At 45.4% G+C, this 21,774-nt stretch carries 20 protein-coding genes; 1 reads left to right on the top strand and 19 read right to left on the bottom strand.

Features of this window, described 5'->3' with window-relative positions; all coding sequences use genetic code 11:
* Positions 1–117 precede the first annotated feature (117 nt).
* Positions 118–1,566, top strand: coding sequence for a helicase associated domain-containing protein (locus LX69_RS16100; protein ID WP_111447066.1), 1,449 nt, complete (start codon positions 118–120; stop codon positions 1,564–1,566).
* Between the two features lie 486 nt (positions 1,567–2,052).
* On the opposite strand, the gene LX69_RS16095 is transcribed toward LX69_RS16100, so the two are convergent.
* The 19 genes from LX69_RS16095 to LX69_RS16010 all read right to left on the bottom strand — a co-directional run bounded on the left by LX69_RS16095 (position 2,053) and on the right by LX69_RS16010 (position 21,575).
* Positions 2,053–2,427, bottom strand: a complete 375-nt coding sequence (locus LX69_RS16095) for a DNA-binding transcriptional response regulator (RefSeq protein ID WP_111447065.1) — start codon at positions 2,425–2,427, stop codon at positions 2,053–2,055.
* Positions 2,408–4,084, bottom strand: a complete 1,677-nt coding sequence (locus LX69_RS16090; protein ID WP_111447064.1) for a hypothetical protein — start codon at positions 4,082–4,084, stop codon at positions 2,408–2,410. The genes LX69_RS16095 and LX69_RS16090 overlap by 20 nt, the downstream gene beginning before the upstream one ends.
* 2 nt (positions 4,085–4,086) lie before the next feature.
* Positions 4,087–4,812, bottom strand: a complete 726-nt coding sequence (locus LX69_RS16085) for a hypothetical protein (protein WP_111447063.1) — start codon at positions 4,810–4,812, stop codon at positions 4,087–4,089.
* Between the two features lie 254 nt (positions 4,813–5,066).
* The gene (locus tag LX69_RS16080; protein WP_111447062.1) at positions 5,067–5,624 is read right to left on the bottom strand and encodes a glycoside hydrolase family 108 protein; all 558 of its coding nucleotides are present in this window, start codon (positions 5,622–5,624) and stop codon (positions 5,067–5,069) included.
* Complete coding sequence (locus LX69_RS16075; protein WP_111447061.1) at positions 5,608–6,030, bottom strand: hypothetical protein; 423 nt, start codon at positions 6,028–6,030, stop codon at positions 5,608–5,610. Before LX69_RS16075 ends, LX69_RS16080 begins: the two co-directional genes overlap by 17 nt.
* Entirely contained in the window at positions 6,030–6,362 is a 333-nt protein-coding gene (locus LX69_RS16070; protein WP_111447060.1) for a hypothetical protein, read from the bottom strand. Before LX69_RS16070 ends, LX69_RS16075 begins: the two co-directional genes overlap by 1 nt.
* A 2-nt stretch (positions 6,363–6,364) precedes the next feature.
* Positions 6,365–6,985 (bottom strand): hypothetical protein, encoded by a 621-nt coding sequence (locus LX69_RS16065; protein ID WP_111447059.1) that lies wholly within the window; start codon positions 6,983–6,985, stop codon positions 6,365–6,367.
* A 20-nt stretch (positions 6,986–7,005) separates the two neighbouring features.
* Positions 7,006–7,896, bottom strand: coding sequence for a hypothetical protein (locus LX69_RS17580; RefSeq protein ID WP_146260776.1), 891 nt, complete (start codon positions 7,894–7,896; stop codon positions 7,006–7,008).
* A gap of 34 nt (positions 7,897–7,930) precedes the next feature.
* Complete coding sequence (locus LX69_RS16055) at positions 7,931–9,949, bottom strand: LPD1 domain-containing protein (protein ID WP_111447058.1); 2,019 nt, start codon at positions 9,947–9,949, stop codon at positions 7,931–7,933.
* Positions 9,946–13,893, bottom strand: a complete 3,948-nt coding sequence (locus LX69_RS16050) for a strawberry notch-like NTP hydrolase domain-containing protein (RefSeq protein WP_111447057.1) — start codon at positions 13,891–13,893, stop codon at positions 9,946–9,948. The genes LX69_RS16055 and LX69_RS16050 overlap by 4 nt, the downstream gene beginning before the upstream one ends.
* Positions 13,894–13,896: 3 nt before the next feature.
* Positions 13,897–15,207: a class I SAM-dependent methyltransferase gene (locus LX69_RS16045; protein ID WP_111447056.1), complete on the bottom strand. Its 1,311-nt coding sequence runs from the start codon at positions 15,205–15,207 to the stop codon at positions 13,897–13,899.
* Entirely contained in the window at positions 15,200–17,458 is a 2,259-nt protein-coding gene (locus LX69_RS16040; protein ID WP_146260775.1) for a hypothetical protein, read from the bottom strand. Before LX69_RS16040 ends, LX69_RS16045 begins: the two co-directional genes overlap by 8 nt.
* A gap of 77 nt (positions 17,459–17,535) precedes the next feature.
* Entirely contained in the window at positions 17,536–18,159 is a 624-nt protein-coding gene (locus LX69_RS16035) for a hypothetical protein (protein WP_111447054.1), read from the bottom strand.
* Between the two features lie 14 nt (positions 18,160–18,173).
* Positions 18,174–18,650, bottom strand: a complete 477-nt coding sequence (locus LX69_RS16030) for a hypothetical protein (protein ID WP_111447053.1) — start codon at positions 18,648–18,650, stop codon at positions 18,174–18,176.
* Entirely contained in the window at positions 18,650–18,826 is a 177-nt protein-coding gene (locus LX69_RS17870; RefSeq protein ID WP_170124437.1) for a hypothetical protein, read from the bottom strand. Before LX69_RS17870 ends, LX69_RS16030 begins: the two co-directional genes overlap by 1 nt.
* A gap of 101 nt (positions 18,827–18,927) precedes the next feature.
* Positions 18,928–20,034, bottom strand: coding sequence for a hypothetical protein (locus tag LX69_RS16025; protein WP_111447052.1), 1,107 nt, complete (start codon positions 20,032–20,034; stop codon positions 18,928–18,930).
* Positions 20,035–20,041: 7 nt separating this feature from the next.
* Entirely contained in the window at positions 20,042–20,392 is a 351-nt protein-coding gene (locus tag LX69_RS16020; protein WP_111447051.1) for a hypothetical protein, read from the bottom strand.
* Positions 20,379–21,155: a hypothetical protein gene (locus LX69_RS16015; protein ID WP_111447050.1), complete on the bottom strand. Its 777-nt coding sequence runs from the start codon at positions 21,153–21,155 to the stop codon at positions 20,379–20,381. The genes LX69_RS16020 and LX69_RS16015 overlap by 14 nt, the downstream gene beginning before the upstream one ends.
* A 21-nt stretch (positions 21,156–21,176) precedes the next feature.
* Positions 21,177–21,575 carry a hypothetical protein gene (locus LX69_RS16010; protein ID WP_111447049.1) on the bottom strand — a complete coding sequence of 133 codons (399 nt, stop codon included), beginning with the start codon at positions 21,573–21,575 and terminating at the stop codon, positions 21,177–21,179.
* Positions 21,576–21,774: the final 199 nt, after the last annotated feature.

Below are 21,774 nucleotides of genomic sequence, written 5' to 3'. Positions count from 1 at the left end.
AAGCGAAAATCTGTAGTACACAAATCCGAACTCGAAAATGAACAATTCATTGAAATACAGGCGCTGGCTTTAGGATAGCTGCAAAATGGGTTAAACGAGGTGAATTTCGTCTGGGATATGCACGAATGGAAATGGGATTCAATGTATTCTCAACTTGTCGCCTATTCTAAAGAAAATGAATTTGAACCTTATAAAGAAAACAATGCAGAATTAGCAAGCTGGTATCGTACACAATTAAATCAATTGTCTGTAGGAAAATTAAGAGAAGACAGAATTCCTAAGATAAAAGCAATTAAGTTTAAAGGTCCTGCAAGTAGGAATAAATGGATACCACAATATGAGGAACTTGTTCGATTTCGAAAAGAAAATCCCGATAAATGGCCTCAATATGATAGAGAAAACCCTGATAGCCCAGAAACTAAACTAAATGTGTTTTGTCAAACTATAAGAAAACGTTATCGAGAGGATGATTTAGGTGATTATTGGTTTGAGAAAATGGTAGAAATTGATTTTAATTTTGAAGGCAAGACAGATAATTGGACAAGGTATTATGAAGAAGTCAAGAGTATAATTTCAGACCGTAATACTATTTCTATCGCAGAAATTGGTGATAACGCATACTCTTGGATAATTCGCCATAAAAAGCTATACGAAAGTGGTGAATTATCTAATTATCAGTCTGAAAAAGTATCAGAATTAAACCTTAATAGATTTTTTGAAACATGGGATGAAACTTTTTCTAAAGTTGAAACATGGGTTCAAGACAATAATAAAATCCCTACACGCAACGATAATAAGGATTTGAATAGTTGGTTGTATTCCCAAAGAGCACGATTTAAGAATGGTTTTCTAACGGCTGAACAAATTAATTGCTTGGAATCAATTGGTTTTGATTTGGAAGGTAAAGGCAAAGAAATAAATGAACAAAAATGGCTTTCTCAATTTGCTGAATACAAACAATTTGTCGAAAACAACGGTCGAGAACCAAGTGTAGTAACTGAAAACAAACTTTATATTTGGGTTCAAAGTCAGCGAGCTCATTATGCTGGTAATTTGCGAAATAGAAATGCAATGCCACAAAACAGGTTAGATTTGTTGAATTCAGTTGGGTTTAAATGGGTTGGTGAAGGCCCGGGCGGTGATGAATCATGGGAAAACAACTTTTTATTGTTTAGTCAGAAAATAGACTCTTTTGGCAATATTAATCTTCCTACACACATTGATGGGACTATTAATCCATTATATACATGGTGGTTTAATCAAAAAAGAGCATTTGAAAATGGTAAATTGTCTGAAATAAGAATTAACCGTTTTAAAGAAATTGGCTTTGACTTTAATGATTCAAAAAATAATTCTCAAAGGGATGGCTTTACAAAATGGTCAAAAAGATTAATTGAAATAGCTGATTTCATTAATATTAATGGACATTATCCCAGAGCAGGAAAAGATAAGTTGGAAAGCAATCTTTATCAATCATTAGCAAGAACCAAACGTTCATATAAAGACGGTGAATTATCGGATAAACAACTTGAATTATTGAAAAAATTAAAAATAGAATTTGAATAATGCCAACGCTTCGTAGTCAAGCACATTGGCTGGTCGCTCAAAAAGCTAACGCACGACCAAAACCAGCCAAAGAGCTTGTCTACCCCAACACACGGCAGACAGAAACGAAGTAGCAAATTGATAGTAAAATGACTGAAAACAAAGAACACCAGGCGGTAACACGCGGTATAAAAAATTGCCGGGACAGTAGGTTATTCAAGGGTTGTAGCCCGCTTCAGCTTTTGTGTAACTTGATAGGAAATCGCCCGCAATCGGCAACTTTTCATACCGCAAACCATGACGGTTTGCAAGTAGGTCTTTTCAAGCGATTGAGATTCAGTGTTTTGAATGGTGTTTTAAAATGCGACTCAGAATAGGGTGGACATACATTTTGCCATTATTTTTATGGCAAAAAATAAAAACAAGGTTGTTGATAACTTTCTTTTATTGCTATTTTATTTGTTATTGTGAAGGAGTGTTCCTCCGGTTTAAATAACATTTTACCCGTTAAACCCTCCTTATGATTTTTAACAGGTCTTCAAAATCTATCGGCTTAGTTAGAATAGGATAATCAGATGGCAAGCCTTTCTCAATTAATTTCTCTTTGATATAATGGTTTCCTGTCAAAATGACAATGTTTTTTACATCTAAATTATCATCCTTAATTCTCCGCAGAATTCCAAATCCATCCAATTCACTTTTTTTCGCTAATGATATATCTAAAAAGACATAATCAAAATTGACAATGCTATTGAAATGACGTAAATCCTGAGACTTAGGAATAACTGTGTATTCAATTGAATTGTTGAAATACAAATCATTCAAATATTCAAATGGAGTATCTATAAATGAGTACTCGTTTTCAATTATCAATATTTTCATCGTACTTATATTTTTTAAAATTTAGCGAGAAATATATTTTTCCTTCCTCTAAATACATTTCGGCATCTATTGCCATTTGATTCAGGAAGTCCTTGACTTCCAGTAATCCTCTGGAATTTCTGACTAAAATTTCCGCCCTGTCTGTGTTATTAAATTCTTCTACAAATTTAGTTCCCTCAATGTCTGTGCAATTTAAAGTATTAAAAAAAGTTACATTATAGAAGTCTGTTGATTCTTTAAATTCGACACCAGTGAGTCCTGTATTATATTTACTCATATTGGAAATCCAATTTGTCAAAACAAGCTCCATTCCGATTTGATTGTATTTTACATCGTATTTAACTCTATCCTTTCTCACCTCCCAATTAAGACTGAAGTTTTCAGTATCGAAATAGTAATTCCAAATTCTTCTAATTTCTGAAAAGAGTTGTTGAATCCCATACAATTCAATTTTATAAACATTAAATGGATTATTTGACCTTTTTAAAATATAGTCTGCTTTTTCCAAAATCTGAGCTATTGAAGAATTTAATTTTTGTCTTTCTTTAGTTAGATATGGCTCTATCTTCTTCTTCCTATCTATATCCTCAGATCTATTGTAATCTTCAACCATAGCTAAATAGCTTTTCACAGGGCCTAATTTATTCCTTATGAAATGCATCGAATTGACTGAATTAGTCACATAGTTTATTTTTTCTTCTAATTCTGTTAACTTAAGCTGCTCATTCTTTTTTTGTTGTAAATCAGCATCAATTACTTTAGAAAGTCTGAAGAAAAAAGGTTTCATCAGTTTTGCCGAAAATAAGTGGTAGGGGAATTGGTCAAAATTCCCATTATTCTCCGAGAGGAAAATATAGCAATAGTAATGAGAGTTTAATGGACAAATATGGATTAAATTATTCTTACTGTCTCTACCATCAATAGAAATTCCAATATTGAAAAGAATCGTTTTGTTATTCAATTTCGAGTAAAATTCTTTTTTATCAGAAATCTCAAAGTTCCACACAAAAAAAGATCCATTTACAATCACAAATTTATCACCCTCTACTTTGAGACATATTATTTTTGAAATCACTTGCGGCAATACGCCTGAATTGTTTAAGATTGGTATTATTCCTTCGTAAATTTTATATGGTCTATTGCTTGAGCTTTCACTAATAAAGAAGTCATCTATAACAGAGTTTAGCCTTTGTTGGAATCGAAAATACTTAGACCTAAGGCTATCAAAGGAATTAATGGAGAAAAACAACAAAAACGCAACGCTATACCAGTAGTTAAATCCATCATCCAAAAGCAATAAGGATAGGAAGGGCAAGACATACAAGATGACAGATTTTTTTTCGCCGCTGTGATTGTGTGTGTTTAGAACTGGGGCAAAGAGTAATGCTAAAGAAAAAAAGTTTACTCCTGTTTGATATATGATATACGAAATAAATAAATAATCATTTATGAGTCTCAGAATTGAGATCCACATGTTTTTATTATTCAGAAAAAAATAGACAACTAAATATACGATAATTGCGATTGCATTATAATACCATTTAAACTCACTATTGCAATATGATAGTATGAATACTGAATAGCCAATAATTAAGAATCTAAATATGACGGATATTATTTTTCTTTGATATTTATCAATTTCTAATATTGCTGACATAACTAACCATTTATTATATCTATAAACTTCTTATATAGATAATTAACAATAAAAACAAGATAAAACAATTTAATGGACATAATGGTGAAAATCCCTGTGAGATTTGAAGTTTCAACTTTGAAATCATTAGTTACGCCAAAAAGACTAGTGATAATGTTTACCATGTGATTTATGTAAAATGAATCTGAATAGGAGTGGTACACAACACTGAAATTCTGCCAACTTTCAATTGGGGCGGGAAGAAGCACAATATAAGTGATTATAAATATTGTGAAAATGGACAATGCAATTGATGACAAGCTATAACTTGACAAATGTAGGATAAGTTTAAAATACTTCCCTAGGAAGTACGGTTTGCTTTTGATTAATTGAGTTTTCTTTTGATTCATTATTGTTCTTAGAGTTTTACTCTCATCTTCAAACCCTTTAGTGCGCAATAATCGATAAGCATTTTGAGCTAATTGAAATTGTTCTTGGTAATCTCCAAGTAAATTTATACACTTTAGTATTTTATTTGTATCAATTACATCATAACCTAGGTCTCTTTCTTCTATCGAATTGATGTAGCAAGAAATGAATTTTTTGGCGTCAAGATATAAGGTATTAACCTCATTGCTCAACAAAGGATTATCCTTTTTTATTTGAATAATTGAAAAATACAAACCTGCTTTAAGATGATTATCCTCTTCTAATTCATATATCTTATCATAAATTTTTTGTATGTCCATTTTTCCGTAATTCAAAATTTGGATTTAATTGATAAGTCATAAATGTAGAACAAATATTTGAAAAACTTATTCCAAAGACGTTGTTTGTATAATGCAGTAAATTAGATAATTACACTTTATTGCAGCGCAAATGCGTTAGTGCACATCAAATGTGAATAGAGATTTACTGTAAATCAGTTGGGTAGTGTATTATTTCATCTTCAAATATACATGTTGAAAACACTAACGAATTAAGCATAAGTAGATTGTCGGAATTAATAGGGAATAGACTCCACTCTCCTCAACCACCCCTCCAAAAACTTCGCATTCTCCCCCTTTCTAGCAATGACCTCATAGTAATGAATCCGAGCTGCTTTGATGGCATTAAAGAGCTGCTCCGGGTTGCTGGCATTGATGGCCGCAATGGTCTGGTTCCCGATGATACCATCGAGTTTGAGGTCGCTGTCAAAGAAACGGTTCAGCACTTTCTGAACACCGCAGCTTCCCCAATAACCACTGTTGACACACCAGTCAAAGATGATTTCCTGCAAAGCCCCGTGGTTAATGGATTCGATGCGGTATTTATGGTAAAAAGTATGTCTATAAAACTCCTTGACCAAGAAGGTTAATCCGGGAATTTCGATTTTCGCATTGTGCTTGATTTTACCCACTTCCGATTTATAAACATCAATCACCGCCCAGCCTTCCCAATCCGGGTGGAGGTTACGGGCGATACCCATGTAGGTCTCGCCACCTTTATCCCCGGTTACATTGGCATAATAGCCTTCGTGGCGGATTACGCCATCAAACAATTCATCAAATGTCTTTTTCATTCTTGCGTTTGGATTTAAGGTTTACTTGGTTTACCCCGGAAATTGCCCCACCAAACAGGAAGTCGATGATGGTGCTTAGTTTGGTGGAGATACCACCGTTGATACTGCTGACAAAAGCGATTTGCCAATCCTCCAGTTGGATGTTGCCAAAGATGAAATACTCCAGCATTAGCACGGTCAGGCCGCACCACGCCACCAGAAAGAAAATTGCAAAGGTCTTTTGCAGCCAACTGTCATTGGCATACATGTTCCGTGCTGAATCCCTGTCTGTGATGGCCAGTTTGAAAAGCTCCATTTTTCCCTGAAGCTTTTCTTCCTGCGTGGTGAATATTTCATCAATGAGTTTCGTGCCTTCTTTGAGGGTTTCTGTCACCCCGGCATTGGTTAGTTTTCCAAATAGTCTCATTATTTCTCTACGAATTTTAGGATGGTATCCAGCTTCTCATTGAGCTGCTTAATGGTTTGGTGGAACAGCTCCTTGCTGACGTAAATCTCCTTGGAGCTGTCCCGTAAATCGGATATGCGTTTGTGCAGGATGGCAAACTTGGTTTCACAAGCATCCATCTCTTTGGTCAGGTGCGAAATGTCCTTCTCCAGTAAATCGGTCTTTGCATTCACATTTTCCTTGGTGGCATTCTTTGAAATGGCATTGCGGATAAGAAACGAGACGACACCCACCACCAACGACCCGGTGGTTCCCACGGTCACCCAAAACAGTTTGACGGCTACTTCCTCCATGACTAAAACATTTTAATGGTTTCGGTACTGCCGCCCGGAAAGCGGTTCTTTTCCATTGTGGCACTCTGGTTCTCGATGTGCATGATGGCATCCACATCATGTTCCCAATCGCTGCCACCCTTGGAGCTGCCGTCCCGGTTCGCTTTGAACACCAAAATGAAGGACGTTTCCGGGTACTGCTTTTTGAGTGCTTTGAACTCATCGGGTTTCATGCCTACCGTCTGGGTACTGTCGAGAAACACGGCATCATAACCCCGGAACTGCTTGGGGTTGTAGTCCTCCACAAAATGAATGGGACTGCCGATTTTTAAGCGCAACAACTTCTCCTGAAGCGAGCCTTTCACACCTTCCTCGTTGGAGACATACAATGCATTCAACCCACCTTTTACCAGCTCATCGGCCAAAAGCATGGCCACGGAGCTTTTCCCGTTGAAGCGGTTACCGTAAATCATCAGGTAAAAAGGCTTGTATGGTTTGCCCAATAACCTCCCGAACTTGCCCCCAATGGCGAAGGTGGAGAACTTCATCTTTGCCAACTGGTCAGCCGATACCACCTGACCCGGAGAAACCACATGGCTTCCGGCTCCTGTTACCCCTTGTAAATCATTGCCACCCCTACGCAAGGGCTTGGTAGAAGTGGCTTTTACTTTCCCACCCCGGCAACTCCTTTCAATCCGTTTAGCTGGATGTTGGTCACCAACAGCTTGTCGCTCTCAAGGTAGTCCTCCAGATGTTTCTGCACTTGATTGACCCGTTCGTAAGCATTGTCCCCGGAGCTGACCTTACCGCTCTTCTTGGCATTCTTGATGCTGGCCAACAGGCGTTGCGCCTTTTGGATGGTGATGTTCCCATACAGGTTGATGAACCGCTTGATAAGGGCAATGGCCGGACTGACACCATAACTGTCCACAATGCTTTTCAGCTTGCTGTGCAGAGCATCAGGAATCTCAAAGGTGCAGCTCGAACCCATCTGCTTGTAGGTACTGGCAAGGTCGTTGCCAATTTTGCTGATTTCATCGGCATACTTGCTTGTCTTGCGGATGGTTTTTTCGGTGGCCGCCTTTTGGATGACCTTGTAAAGAAGCGACACCTGACGTTCGGAAACCTTTTGCCCGTGCATGGACAGATAGCGTTTAATAATCTTAATCTCCAAGGGCATTAACGCCACCTCGTTAGGCTTGCGCTTGATTTGTTTGGGTGCGGCCTTTTTCCGGGCTGTCGCTTTCCGGGTTGCTGTCTTTTTCTGGCGTGATTTGGAAGCCGTCTTCTTGCTTTCAGACTTTGGAGAGGCTTTCTTTGCCGTCTTTTTGGGAGCCGTGGACTTCTTCTTTTCCGCTGCCTTCTTGGGTGCATCTTTCAGAAAAGGTTCCACAATGCGGAAGTGGTTATCCAGCATCTCCTTGATGTCCTTGTCATCGTTGTAGAACTCGGCAAAGGAGCTGAACTCCTTGTGCGCTTCCTGAGCGGCTTCGGGCAGTTTCTTGAAATCAATATTCTTTGTGGCTTCCTTGTAATTGGTTATTGTCAGTTTCATGCTGTATGATATTAAGTTCTAACACGTTTACATATTATTCGCTGCCCGTGGCAAGGGCTTGTTTCTGCTTGATGATAATGGCCTTAGCCCGTATTTTGGCCAGCTTCAGTTTGCGTTCTTTACCGATAATCACCCCTTTGTTGACCGTTCCCTCTTGGTTTATGTCGATATATTCATCGGCTCGTTGGGTGGTAAATGGTGCGAAGGATTTGATGGAGAGATGGCTTTTCATGGAAGCTATCAGGTGGTCGAAGCATTTGTTGATGCACTCCCGTTCCTTGCCTTGCGGATAGACCGGAAACCCGAACAGGCTCCCCGAAACAAGATAGTTGTTCACCCGGCCTTGCTCTTTGAGCTTATCGGCCACATAGCACTCAAAGCTCCGGGCAAACATTTCTGCGATGTTGCTCCAGTAAGAGCCTTGTAGTTTTGAATGGTAATACAGGAAGCTGTCCGTTGGCTTTTTGCCTTTGATGTCGTCCTGATGGTAGCTGACCATTGTTCCCTCGATGTGGTAATACCCAAAGCGAAGCATGGCAACCATTCCGGCCATGCTTTTGAGCAGAGGGCTTTCCGGGATATGGTTTTTTAGGTTGTACTCCATCTCACTGATGAAGTAATCCCCGCTCATGGAGGAGCGTGAACTGGTCAGGTATTTACGCCTGCTGCCAAACTTATCCATTAGCAAGTCTAAATACTGCTCGGAGCGCAAGGCTGGTTTGGTCAATGCAAAACCATTCAGATAATGGTCGAAGAAATGCCCCCATTCGTGGGCTACCGAACCATCCCCGTTGCGCTTGGTCAGGTTGATGAGTTGGCGTGTGGGGTAATAGGTGGCCATCGCTTTTCCGCCCCGGCCAAAAGCCCCGAAGGCAATGGCAAGGTTTTCATTGATGGAGAGGTTGATGTCCAACACTTCGCACAAATCCACGATGGCCGCCACAAAATGCCTGATGTGTTCCTGCGCTTCATTGTCCTTCACATAGTTGCCCAGTGTGAGCGATTTGAAATGCAGCTTTTCGATGACCGTCTTTTCATCCGCTTCCTCAATCAACAATCCCCCTGTGCGCTTGATGTAGGCCAAGGGTACGGCCTCCATCTTGGGCTTGGAGCTGCTTTGGGTGGCTGCTGTTTTCTTGATGTTCGCCCATGACCAGTCCGGTTCAAATTCCTTGTTGGGGAACTCTTCTTTCTTTTGGTTGAACTCCTTTTGGTGGTCGCCAATAAATCGGGTACACACCTGCGTGACATACTGGACGTATTGCTCCACGGTGCGGACACTGCTGAGCATTCCACCCCGAAAGGTCAGGTCATTTGTCCTGTGCTGCCTCATGTCCGCCTCGGAGATTATCTGTTTGGCCGAATCAATGCAATGTTGCTGGCGTTCTATAATCCGGTCGTAATACGCTTTTAGGTTGTTGTAGTGAGGCAAGGCTCTTTCTTTGGAGATGCCTGAATACCTGCGTGCCTCAATCAACGTTTGCTTGGCTGCACCCACTCCGTTGCCATAGCCATATAGCACGAATACCAGATTGCGGAGCTGCTTTCCGAACAGCATCCCGAAGTCTGTCTTGGGTATGATTTGCCCATCGGTGGCGATGGATAAGAGCTTCTTTAGGTCTTCAATGGTCACGGCCTCGTTGAAGACGGTATTGAAAGCCTCCGCCATTTTCACGTATTGCTCCCGTGCCAGCTTGGTGTTGGCATAAGGCGTGGCCGGGAAAGCTTGACGAAGCTTTACTTTCAGGAAGGCGCACCCTGAATCCGTTCCGTTTTCCTTCTCCAGTTGTGGGTCAACCTTTGGAAAAACCTTGTCTTTTTTGACCAGCTCGATGGCCGTGGCCTCGTCCTGTTCGATGCTTTGCAGGTCGCTGGAGCTGATGAGCTTGCTGTACATGGCCTGTTCCTTGCGTGAGCCATGCACACGTTTTCCGGCATCCTTGTATTGACGGTTCTTTTGCTTCTCCTGCAAGGCTTTTTCCACTTCATCGTCTATGCCACGAAGTTCCGGGAAGCGGTCAGTGCGGAGCTGAATCTTCTTTGCCTTACTCATAGGATGGTCTTGATTTTAGGATGGGAACCCAACCCGGCCACGTTTCGCATCTGCTTTTGTAGAATCAGGATGGCTTTAGCCCTGAGCTTGACCAGCTTCAAAACCTTGGTCTTATCCTCATTATCGGCCTTGCTTTTCTGGAAGCCTTGCTTTTGCTTGGCCAGTCGCTCAGGAAACTCCTTTTTATCCAGCTCGAAAAGCTCCATTGCCTCCTTGGTCAGGCTATCCACGGTATCGGTTCGGGTTGAGCCTTTTTCAAGGTATTCATCGAAGTAATGCCTTGGTATCTTCACCGAAAGGCTGAACCGTTCCCCAAAGATTTGTAACAGCTTGGGCATGTTACTTTCTGTCACCGAAGCTTTCATGTTGCCGGAGACCATCTCAAAGCCGTCCCGGTTGTTGACCAGAAGCTTTACCACATCCTTATCGGTGTAAATGGGAATGTGGCTCTTAGTCTTGGGCATGATAACCTGAAAGTTGCCATCGTAATGGCGCACGATGCTGATTTTGTTTTCGGTATTGATGGCCGCACCGCTACGAAGGCTCATGATGTGCTTTTGCAGCTTGGCAATGGGAGCCACCACATAAGCATTGGCCTTGCTGTCGCCATTGTCGGGCGACCATGCCTCGCTCATTAGGATGCCTTTTTGAACACCCTTGCCTTTGGTGGTATAGCTCACCAGCTTACCGGAAAAGTCAGCCGAACCTTGCAGGATATTGCCCGTAACGATGTAGCGGATTTGTCGGTCAGACGTGTAGGCTTTGATGGCTTCGTCCCAACGGTTAATCAGGTTCTCCTTCTGGGAGGTGGTCAATTGAAAGCTACGTGCCTGAATACGCTCAATCTCCTTAGCCGTATCACCCGAAGCCGGAAGGACGATGTATTTGCGACTGTCGGCAATGGCAAAGCGAAGTTTCACCGCTGACGGGGCATAAGGATTTTTACGCTTGGGATTGATGTCAAACCCTAGGAAGATGCAATAGGAATTGTCGCTACTGTCGGCTTCAAAGCTCAATGCAGGATAAAAGTATCCATGCCCGGTGCGAAAAAAGCGAAAGAAACCATTGAGGTAGTTCTTGCGGTTCTCGCTCTGGGTATGTGTCCGGGAAATGGCTTCCTGTTTGGCCGTTTCAAGCTCATCGGTGCGTTCGGCCAAGTATGTGTTTTGGGCGGCCTTGTCAAATACCGGAATCTTCTGGAACGGCTTTTCATTGACAATATCCGCAACCAGCTCCTTGTACTTGACCTCAATCTCCTTTAAGTCCTCGTTGAGCTTGGCCTGAACATGCTTTTCATGGGCTGCGATGATTTCTTCAGCAATGGCATCGGTGTCTTTGCCTTCCAGATGTTTCTGTATGAGCTTTTCCAGTTCTGACTTCCCGTATGGCTTTTTCAAAACGTTGCACTCACATTTATCCAGAAAGGTATCGTTCCCAAATACCGAACGGCCTCCTTTCCCGGCAATCACCACCCTGCGGTCTAAGGTCTCTGCTTTCAGGTCGAGAACTTCGACTTCAAGGTCATACTCGCCCGATTGCTTGAGGTACTCCACATAGTCGTTGTACCGCTCAATCACCTCTCCGTAAAACTTCTCCTGTTCCTTCACCGACAACACCGCCACACGTCCGGTCACTTTGGAGGCATCGCCCTCAGATGGCGTTTCATCACCGTCCTTGCCTTCAAATTTAAAGGGGTTGTCCAAGGCTTTGTTCAGCTCCGGGTTCTCCAGCATGTACTGGCGGACAACCTTGTCACCATACTTATTCAGGAAGTCATCCGATTCCAGTTGTGACTTGCTGTTTTTCTGGTTGGAGGTGGTATTGGCATCCAGTGATTTAAGCTTCTTTTTGAGCATCATCATAAACCGCTTCTGTGCCGGGATGGATGAGATGATGTAGTCGTAAATCGGCTTCATAATTTGCCCGGTGCGGTTGATACGGCCACGCTTCTGGATTTCGGTATTGATGTTCAGCTCAGGCTGGAGGATTATCATCACCCGTTGCTTCACCATTTCAGCCGGAACCTTGTCGGTGACAATGGCATGAGCCGATGCCCCGGTGGAACCGGACTGGTTGATGAGCAAACAGTCGATTTCATTATCGTTGAACTGGCGGAACAAGCTGGCCGTGTTTTCCTTTTTGCGGTTCAACACCAAAGCGGTGGTATTGCCTTTCTTGGTGGAGTTGTACTGCACACAAAGCTTGCGCCCGGTTACTTCGCCCACCGAATACCCGGCTTCCCGAATCTTCTGGATAATCAAATCCAAAGGGCTGATGGTTATCCCGGTGGAAGCTTTCTCTATTCGTTTGAGAATATCCCGGTAAGCAAATTGGGCATCTTCCGAAAGGTCGGATATGTTGAATGTCTTGCCTTCACTTTGTCCGTCAATGTCCTTTTCGGTATAGCGAAGTACGCTGTCCAGACCTTTCTCCAGCACGATGGAGAAATCCCCGTTAATCACATCGTCCGGCTTGGCCATGTCCTCCAAGAAACTGCCCATTGTGGAGGCAAAGGCAATCACTGGCTTTTTGCCTTCTTTCAACCGCTTGATGGCATGTTCGGCCACATCTTCGGCATTGAGGCTGAAAAGGAGCTGGTTAATCACGTTGAACACTTTGGAGAAATAGGGAATGTTGTCAACCCCGGCTTTCTCGGTTCCTTTGCGTGTCTCCACCTCCTTGCTTTCGGCTGCGGCAATCTTATCTAGCTGCTCCACCTGTTTGTTGATGTACTTTTCCTGAAAGCCGATGATGTCCCTGATGATGGAAGTTATCTTATCAGCGGTATCGGCTTGCTGGGCTGCTTTCTCTTTCAGCTCGATGTAATTGACTTCCACACCTTCAAAGGAGCGTTCCCTGCGTATCATCTGACCTTCGGAAACCAACTGAGCGGCCAGTATCTCTTGTAAGGCCACACCGCCCTTGGTGATGGCTTCCACCAAGTCCTCGCTGGTCATGTTGGCATCGCTCATGGATGTCTTTTGCGCATAGATGGGCATGTTGTCAGGCCGCTTGGCAAAGGTGGCTGACAGGAAACACACGCCTTTAGTTTGGCGAAGCACGTCCTGCATAAACTCACCCGTATTGGAGCTGCCAGAAGCATTGTGCGCTTCATCCATGATGATGATGTTACCACCGGAAACGGCACTCAAAAACTGCTGTTTGGCTGGCTTCTTGGGCTGGTTGAACTGCGAGTAGGTGGCACACACAAAGTTGTAACTGCCCGGCACGTTCTGGTTGTTGATGATTCTGTCCTGTGTGGGCTTTTCCGGTGCTGAATAGACCACTTCACCGCTTTTGTCCATGATGTTGGTCTTGCTCTCCTTGGCATTGACGATGAACGGCACAAGGGCGGAGCTGCCAATGTCGGATAGGTCACGGTACAGGTCGGTAAACAAGTTGGGCTTTTCGGAAAGGAACACAGGCTGCAAACCTTGTTTTACGCCATAGCGGATAAGGGCGGCTGCGGTTCGTCCTTTGCCAATCCCGGTCTGGTCGCCCACGATGATACCCTGATGGCGTTTTTCAATATTGTAGATAGCCAGTGAAACCGCATCAATCTGCTCACAACTCAATGCCTTTACCAGCTCATCATTGGAATAATCCAACTTTCCGGCTACGTAATCGAATAGCGGCTGACCGATGCTCTTTTTGATTTTACGGATGGCAATGTGCATCTCATGTCCCATGCTGTCCGGTACGGTGGTATCGAGAATAAACCCTTTTTCGGCTGCCGGGATATAGGCCATGCCCAACCCTTTGTGACCAAGCATCCCTTGCAGGTATTCATGTTCGTTTTGCGCCAACTTCTTGGAGCGGACAAAGCTCTTGTTGTCCTTGGTTTCAAAGCCCAATTCAACCAACCGGGAGCCAACATGTCGGGGTGGCTTCTGGTTGAATTTGATGGTAATGCTTTGCTTTTGAAATAAAATATTCGACTTCATAGCTTAGGAGTGTTTAAAATATTTGGTGGCATCGGCCTTGCGCTTGAACAGCTCGCTTTTCATGCGAATGTTCCGAACCTTTCCTTTGAAGAAATCATCGTATTCAATCATCCCGTTGGGGAGCTTCTTCACAATGATGATGTCGCCTTTAACCTCTGTCCAGAACTCATCTTTTCTGGCACGGAGACCGCCCAAGGATTGCTGTTTCTGTTTGAGCAGGATAGCCTTTGCCCGAAGTTTCATTTTTGTCATGTCGTTGCTGGTTGATTTGTCCAAGCCCACCCGTTCCCATAGTTCATCGTGGGTGTTGACCACGGTGCTTAGAGACGCATTGCCATGCGTCTTTACAAGTGGTGCAGCCCCTTCGGGTTTGTCTTTTGCCCCGTTGATAAGAATCAATCTGGTGTTGATGGAAGTCCCCTGACGGGAATAGAGCTTTTTACCGTTGATGGGGATGATGTCATCCACATTGTAAAAATGGTAGAGGTAGTTCAGGAAAATGCGGTTATGCCCGGCTGTCACCCGTCCCTGTTCGTCCCAAGTGGTGTGGCCACCGATGATGATGGCGGCACGGCCATCGTCCTTCATGCAGCGTAAAGCGGCCAGACACATGGCATGTTCCATCCGCTTAATCCGGAAGTTGCCAAACGGAATGGGTTCAGATAATGCACCAAAAGGCGGATTGGTTACCACTCCATCAAACTTCTGACGAAAAGCATAGGGTGGTTGCAAGGCATCCCAACTGCTGACCGTGGCAAAAGGCTGGTCTTGTAGATTGCTCAAGCGCACATCATCCAGCTCGTTCACATAGGTCTGGTGGTATGGCAAGGCTATGGTCAACAATCCGTTTCCTGCCGATGGCTCCAGATAGAGTGGTTCCTGATGGCTGCGCTCCGGTTGCAAATGGGCATTGCCTACTATCTTGGCGTTTTTGTCGCCCTTGACAATGTTCTTAAACGCCTTGTAGCCACTCAGCCCATCTTGTTTCAATACATAGCTGGAAGCCAGAAACGAAATGGGTGCAGGCGTGGAATATTGCTGCATCAGCACGCTCATGCTGGTTCGCATGGAGAGGTTGACCTGCGACTGGTAAAGGGCTACAATATCCAGATACTTCTCATAGGTGGTCAGGGAGCTGTCGTGGGCAATCTCACGGGCATTGAGTACAATGGCCAGCTCAGTGAACTCCTTAACCAAGTTTTTGTTGGTGATACCAAACCCCTTGGCAAGGCTTTCAATGGTGGTCTTGGAATGCCTTTGACCTGCTTTTAGTTCTTCCCGAACCTTGGATATGTAACCGTTTTTATCAGTCATTGCCCGAATTCCCTAACTTACCCAAGCGCAAAACAGTCCCATCTTCGATAATATCAAAATGCGTCACCCCGTCATTTTGCAGACAGCGGATAAATTCCAACAGCACAGGGGGGATGTTCCGTAAATTCTCATTCCAATCAGCACCAGCCTCTAAAGCCGCTTCATTGAGTCTGGCCAGTTTCTCTTGGTCTTCTACCGGGTAGCTTCGCTTTTGGGTGTTCGCCTCAATGGCTGCGGCCTGTTCAGGGGTGATGGTCACAGGCTTGTTCTGCACGTTGGTGTTCCAGTCCGCTCCAGCGGTTGCACCTTCCTCAATCCCTTCCAGCTTTTCTTGGTCAGCTTGCGGATAGCTTCGTTTTTGGCTGTTGGTCTCGATGGCCTCGGCCTGTTCGGGTGAAATGGTAACGGGCTTGTTTTGCACGTTCGTGTTCCAATCAGCTCCAACGGTGGCATTGGCTTCAATTCCGGCCAGCTTTTGTTCGTCCGCTTCCGGGTAGTTTCTTTTGGCCGTGTTGGTCTCGATGGCAGCGGCCTGTTCAGGTGAAATGGTGACAGGTTTGTTCTGCACGTTGGTGTTCCAGTCCGCTCCCACGGTGGCATTGGCTTCAATTCCGGCCAGCTTTTGTTCGTCGGCTTCTGGGTAGTTTCTTTTGGCCGTGTTGGTCTCGATGGCAGCCGCCTGTTCAGGTGAAATAGTGACAGGTTTGTTCTGCACATTGGTGTTCCAGTCCGCTCCCACAGTGGCATTGGCCTCAATCCCGGCCAGTTTTTGTTCGTCCCCTTCCGGGTAGTTTCGTTTGGCCGTGTTGGTCTCGATGGCAGCGGCCTGTTCAGGTGAAATGGTGACAGGTTTGTTCTGCACGTTGGTGTTCCAGTCCGCTCCAACGGTGGCATTGGCCTCGATTCCGGCCAGTTTCTGCTCATCGACTTCCGGGTAGCTACGTTTTTGGTTGTTGGCCTCAATATCAGCTGCCTGTTGGGTGCTGATGGTGACAGGTTTATTCTGTACGTTGGTATTCCAGTCAGCCCCTGCGGTGGCCTTGGTCTCTATTCCGGCCAGCTTTTGTTCATCGGCCTCCGGGTAGTTCCTTTTGGCGGTATTGGTTTCTATGGCTGCGGCCTGTTGTGCCGTAATTGTGGCAGGTTTGTTTTTTACATTGGTGTTCCAGTCCGCTCCCACGGTGGCATTGGCTTCAATACCTGCCAGCTTTTGTGCATCTGCCTGTGGATAGCTGTTCTTGCTTTTTGAGGCTTCGATGGCTGTTGCCTGTTCCGGGGTGATGGTAGTGGGCTTGTTTTCCAACTGCTGAAAATCGTTGGTCAGGTTCAGGTCATTCTCCAACTGTGAGAGCTTAGTCGGCACGGCAATGTCGATGTTGCCATTGGGGTTGGTGACAAATCCACCATGAATCTCCACACCTCCATTGGGCATATACACCGGGCTTTTCTCTGCAATCAAAAGGTCTTCCACGTTCCCGGCAATAATCATCCCTCCGCTCAATGACTTTACAATGGTTTTTGGCCGAAACTCCGCTGCCGACTTGCTCCGGGCAATGTTGATGAATGAACCCACGGAAGCCTTGTCCAAGATGGAATCCTGAACGTCCCGGTTCATCTTGAAGTAGGTGTCCGAAAACACAATCTTGTTATAACCCCGGTCTAAGGCACAACACTGGTTAACCTTGGCATCAAAACAGCAATCGTCAATATTGATGGTGCTGTTCAGGAATGCCACTGCACCGCTTACGGCATCAAAATACTCAAAGCGAATGTCGGCAAAGTTGACGGCACTGTTGTACACCTCGATGGCCTTATCGCTTTGGAAAACCACAGGCTTGACGTAAGAGCCAACCGTCCCGTCCACCTTGTTGGTAAGCGATTTGATGTTGATTTGGTAAGAGAAGTCACGCAACACCAACCACGTCCCCAAGTCGTTGACGTAGGTTCCGTTTTCAAACATGATGTCGATGCTGGCCTTTTCGTTGGTGTGATACTTCAATGCTTTGGGCAGGGTGTTGAACAAACGCTGGAGCTTTGAAAAGGGCGTACCCTTGGGGATGATGATGGCTTTCTCATCCAGACTGTATTTAAAGCCAGTCACCTTCTGGTCTTTGGCCATGTCAAACACTCCCTGAAAGACTTTGTATTCCCCGTTTTCCATGCCCAAATAAGCATAGTTCCCGTCACTTGCCCATTCCCCTTGCTTTAAGAGTGGAGGCGTATCTCCACTGAACATCTTTATTGTTGCCATATTTTATAAGTATCAAGTAGTTAGTATCAAGTATCAAGAAGTCTTGCATCTTGATACTTATGTCTTTTATCTTAAAGTCAAATCATTGCATAAGCCTTGTCAAAAAGCTCGTTGGTGATGTAATTGCCCCCATTTTCGACCCTGCTGATGGAGTGAACCAGCAGCCGAAGGGTGTTTTTGGTCGGCAGCAGCTTGGCCGTGGCACTGACCTTTAAATCCTTGCACACCGTCTGGATGTAAGCATCGGTGTTGTTCTCAAACCGGGGAGCATATTCGGTCATCAAAGCCGGAACCGTGTTCTTGCCCTTTTCGATGTCGTTTTTGATGTCTTTAATCATGGCACGAATACCATATTCCGGGGCGATAAACATCTCGAAACGCCTGTCCTTGTTCTGCTCTTTGGGCAGTTTGCCTGTCCAGTTGATGTTGGTGAAAATCAGGTTGCCCGGATTGTTGTTGCGGATGCCCCTTGGAGCCGAAGACAGGTAATCACTGCCACCGTTCCAGTTGCGGAAATTGGACGGCAAGGTGTTGCTGTTGGTGGTCAGGATATTGGCCGGACGTGTATCGGAACCACTTGGGGGCAATAGCCCACGTTTGCGCTTGTTTCGTCTTCGAATCAGCAAAACGGTGGTCACTATTGCCCCGGTGGTCAACACCCCTCCCGAAATAAATAATATCTTCTTGTGCTTCTTGTCCATAGTCGTGTCGGTGTTTATAGCGGAATGCCCCACTGGTCGAACTTGGGTTTGATTTTGGCCAGCTCGCCCTCGCTTAACTCAAAGCGCAGCCAGCCGACCAGATTGTAATCCTGACCAATGAAGGCCGCACGGGTTCCCCAGAGGTATTGCTTCATGCCAAAGGCTTTTATCACCAGCAGCATGTCGTCTTTTGTGGCTATTTTGTCGATGGTGCTGTAAATGGTCTTTTCGTCCGTACCAAAATCCAGCATGGCGCCATAGAGGGTGTTGGCAAACAGGGCGGCATCGGATGGGGTGATGGTCAGGTTTTTCGTTTCGATGACCGTATCCTTTAGCGAAGGAGCTACCCGTGAGGAAGTCCCATCCGGGTTGCTTCTCTTTTTGATAGCCCTTCGGATTAGGTAAATGCCCACACCAATGGCCACCACCGGGACACCGATTTTGATGCCAGTGGTTATCATGGCCGCCTTATTTGCTTGCGCTGCATCCATCAGATGAACTTTAATGCGGTTTTAACAATGCCCGGATTTTGTGATACCTTCTCCAGCAGTCGGATGATGTCCTTTTGCTCCACCTTGTTGACGGCATTCTGAATGAGGTTACCTACTTTTTGAACCGTTTCGGGCGTTTCGGCCTCGATGGTGATGGCTACTTTGAATTTTTTCATCTGTTTGTAATTTGATTTTTATCGGCCAGATGGAACTCGCCATTAATCTTCTTCCTGTGTGAGAAAGGGGTGCTCATGGCTCGTTTCATATCCTTGATTTTTTAGTTGTCCAGTTCTTCGCTCTCCAATTCCACTTCTTCGGGTTCCCCTGCCGGGGTTCCCTTGATGGATTGGCTCAAAAAGGCCAGTGTTTTGTTGATGAGTTCAGCCCTGTCGAGGCACAAGCCCACGATGTTGGCAATCTTGGCCACGTCCTGTAATTCCCATGTGGAGAGGGCATCGGAGAGGTTCCTGATGATTTCGGCCTTTTTCTTATCCTCTGGCGATTGGGGCGCACCGATTTCACTTATCTCCACATTGGCCTGTGGCATACCCGTGTTGTCGGTTGGTTCATCCACAAAGCCCAATGCTCCTTTGAGTTCGTTGGCGGTCAGTCCAAGGAGTTCTGCCGTTTTGGGGCTGTTGCTGAGTAGCCGTCCGCCAAGGGTTGCCACCGCACCAATGGCCACACGCTTCATGATTTCGTTGGGGGCATACCCTGCCAGACGGTTTTCAAGGTCTATCTTTTCGCTTTTCAGCTCCTTGTTCTCGTTCAGGAAGCGTTCTTTCTCCACTCGTAGTTCTGCGTTCTCGCTCCGGAGCTGTTCGTAGCGTTCCTGAAGGGTGTTGAACCGGGTCTCGAACTTGAAGTCATCCAACTGCTTTTGGTAACTGATTCTGTCCATCTCCTTGTTGTTGCCAGATATGGTATTGAAAAGGCCAAACAGCCCTTCAATGCCTTGCAAGCCTTCGCTGTTCCCAGTGAACATGCCCAAGAGGCTGTTCAAATCGCCCAACCCGCTTTGTGGTTTGGGTATCTGGCTGATTTCCGCTTTGATAAGGCTCTGGATTTCTTCCTTCTCCAAGCTTGGCTTGGGTGGGTTCAACAGTCCGCTCACATTGACTGTGTAAGTATTGAGTTTCCGGGCATTGGGGCTTTTACCGCCATACACATCCACACGGAGCATCCCGTGAGCCTGTTTGGCTTTATCCACGGCATTTTCAATGTCCTGATTGAACTTGCTGCTGCCGGAAGTGCGTGAGGTCAGGGCGGTCTCATCAATGCCCGTCAAAAGGACTATCTCGTAAGCGTAAGGGTACTTCTGCTCGGCTTCCGAACGCTTTAAAAAGTTGTATATGCTGCTTATTTGTTCTCTGTAATCTAACATAGCTTCATCAATTTCGGTGAGGGATAATCTTTACAAATTCCAGCCGGAAGGGCTTGAACTCATCCGTTTCGGTTCTGATGTCGATGTAATCGGTAAAAACCTGATAGCGGTACTCATCCATGAACTCGTATTCATCGGGGGTGGCCGTGAACACGTTGTCGCTGCTGGCCAGCTCCACTCCGGTGATGGATGCCGGAATCCTTTGGGTGTTGAGAATCCACATGTCGTTTTTCAGGTCGATGGTCTGTTCGGCCTTGGTCACATTGACCACCACAGGCTTTAGCTGGTAGCTGTCAATGGTTCTCAGTCCGGCAATGCGGTCTTTGGCGATGGTATGGAGTAACTCACTTGTGTTCATATTCGATATAGATTCTAATGGTCAGTGTGCTGCCATCGCTGTTTTTGTTGCTTTTGAAAACCGTATGGATATTGGAGTTCACCTCCAAAGGCTCGTGGAAAGGGATAATCTCCTTTTTGAGGTTGCGCACCTTGCGGTTGGCCGTCAACATGTAATCCCGGAGCAAGAAGCTGTTCCCGTTGATTAAAAGGCTGATGTTGCCGCACTCGTAAGGTTCCGGTTGTTTGTAAGCCTGCTTGGTATGGAAGAAGACCTCTTCCTTATTCAGGTAGGCAAACATCAAAATGTGTTGGGCTATGAAATCGGCAAAGTCCGTATTGCTCATGCCTTTGCCTTTCTCGTAAAGCCCCACTTCGTTGTAGAGGTAATCAGCAAACCCGGACAGAAAGAGCTGCGAAAGGTTGTCGGTCAACTGTTGTTGCTGAGTGGCATCCAGACAAGTGTACAGGATGTTCTGAGCCAGCACGCTGGTAATCTCCGGTAAGATGGAAGCCTCAAAATACTCACGGCTTTCCGCTTCACTGGAACGGGTGCGCAGGTAGGAATAGAACAGCCCGGCAATGCTGTCCATTTTGGTCAGGTTGGTTATCAAAGCTTGTGGAAAGACCAACTCACGGGTGGTATCTTCCATCTCTCCGGCTTGCTTCACCGTGGCAACGACCGTCACCCCGGTAATGAGTTTGCACGATGCAGGGAGTAAGTCCTGCACGTTCAAATGGCCGTTGTGCTGCGACTGGTGGGTGATGACAAAGTATCGTTTCATTTCTTGGAGGGGATTGAAAGGTTACTTCTTGCTTACTTCGGCCAGCAGGTAAGCCCTAACGTGGTAGCTGTCGGCCACGGCAAGGTTGGCACTGTCGTCTTTGTAGATGATGCGAACGGGGCTGTTCTTGGCTTTCTCATCCAAGGGAAAGGCCACATCCTGAATGGAGAGGTCATCGTTGTGGTGCAGCAGGGCGACTTCGGTATCGTCAGGGATAATCTCGGTATCATCAATCCATACCCGGAGCGTGGCTCCCTGCAAAGCGTTGGGGTTGGAAAGACGGAGGAAGATGCCTTTGATGCGGTCGTGTTCGGTCTTGGTGTTACCGTTAAACTCGTAGGTCTGGCCTTTTTTCACCTCAAACTTGATGACCTGAAGCTTCTTGATGGGGCTGGGCGTTTTTATCTCTTTTGTTTCCATTGCTTGAATTGGTTTTAGAAAAAAGGGACGGCTGCAATCACCGTCCCTGAAGATTTATGGACGCATCGTTTGCGGTCATCACAGAGCCAAAGTTTAGTATGGTTTTTCTCTTGGTTCCGACGGCAAACAGGATGGTTCTACGCTTTCTCGGTCATGGTTCCCAACAGGGTAATCTTCACCGCCGGGTTAAACACCTTGT

Origin of the sequence: Breznakibacter xylanolyticus (assembly GCF_003254275.1) — a bacterium.
Taxonomy (GTDB): Bacteria; Bacteroidota; Bacteroidia; order Bacteroidales; family Marinilabiliaceae; genus Breznakibacter; species Breznakibacter xylanolyticus.
The sequence above is the reverse complement of the archived record's forward strand: the minus strand, read 5'-3'. Positions and strand labels throughout refer to the sequence as shown.

Excerpts from the sequence above, each read along its gene's own strand:
- LX69_RS16100 (WP_111447066.1), top strand. The coding sequence starts at position 118 with ATGCACGAATGGAAATGGGATTCAATGTATTCTCAACTTGTCGCCTAT.
- LX69_RS16095 (WP_111447065.1), bottom strand. The coding sequence starts at position 2,427 with ATGAAAATATTGATAATTGAAAACGAGTACTCATTTATAGATACTCCA.
- LX69_RS16090 (WP_111447064.1), bottom strand. The coding sequence starts at position 4,084 with ATGTCAGCAATATTAGAAATTGATAAATATCAAAGAAAAATAATATCC.
- LX69_RS16085 (WP_111447063.1), bottom strand. The coding sequence starts at position 4,812 with ATGGACATACAAAAAATTTATGATAAGATATATGAATTAGAAGAGGAT.
- LX69_RS16080 (WP_111447062.1), bottom strand. The coding sequence starts at position 5,624 with ATGAAAAAGACATTTGATGAATTGTTTGATGGCGTAATCCGCCACGAA.
- LX69_RS16075 (WP_111447061.1), bottom strand. The coding sequence starts at position 6,030 with ATGAGACTATTTGGAAAACTAACCAATGCCGGGGTGACAGAAACCCTC.
- LX69_RS16070 (WP_111447060.1), bottom strand. The coding sequence starts at position 6,362 with ATGGAGGAAGTAGCCGTCAAACTGTTTTGGGTGACCGTGGGAACCACC.
- LX69_RS17580 (WP_146260776.1), bottom strand. The coding sequence starts at position 7,896 with ATGAAACTGACAATAACCAATTACAAGGAAGCCACAAAGAATATTGAT.
- LX69_RS16055 (WP_111447058.1), bottom strand. The coding sequence starts at position 9,949 with ATGAGTAAGGCAAAGAAGATTCAGCTCCGCACTGACCGCTTCCCGGAA.
- LX69_RS16050 (WP_111447057.1), bottom strand. The coding sequence starts at position 13,893 with ATGAAGTCGAATATTTTATTTCAAAAGCAAAGCATTACCATCAAATTC.
- LX69_RS16045 (WP_111447056.1), bottom strand. The coding sequence starts at position 15,207 with ATGACTGATAAAAACGGTTACATATCCAAGGTTCGGGAAGAACTAAAA.
- LX69_RS16040 (WP_146260775.1), bottom strand. The coding sequence starts at position 17,458 with ATGGCAACAATAAAGATGTTCAGTGGAGATACGCCTCCACTCTTAAAG.
- LX69_RS16035 (WP_111447054.1), bottom strand. The coding sequence starts at position 18,159 with ATGGACAAGAAGCACAAGAAGATATTATTTATTTCGGGAGGGGTGTTG.
- LX69_RS16030 (WP_111447053.1), bottom strand. The coding sequence starts at position 18,650 with ATGGATGCAGCGCAAGCAAATAAGGCGGCCATGATAACCACTGGCATC.
- LX69_RS17870 (WP_170124437.1), bottom strand. The coding sequence starts at position 18,826 with ATGAAAAAATTCAAAGTAGCCATCACCATCGAGGCCGAAACGCCCGAA.
- LX69_RS16025 (WP_111447052.1), bottom strand. The coding sequence starts at position 20,034 with ATGTTAGATTACAGAGAACAAATAAGCAGCATATACAACTTTTTAAAG.
- LX69_RS16020 (WP_111447051.1), bottom strand. The coding sequence starts at position 20,392 with ATGAACACAAGTGAGTTACTCCATACCATCGCCAAAGACCGCATTGCC.
- LX69_RS16015 (WP_111447050.1), bottom strand. The coding sequence starts at position 21,155 with ATGAAACGATACTTTGTCATCACCCACCAGTCGCAGCACAACGGCCAT.
- LX69_RS16010 (WP_111447049.1), bottom strand. The coding sequence starts at position 21,575 with ATGGAAACAAAAGAGATAAAAACGCCCAGCCCCATCAAGAAGCTTCAG.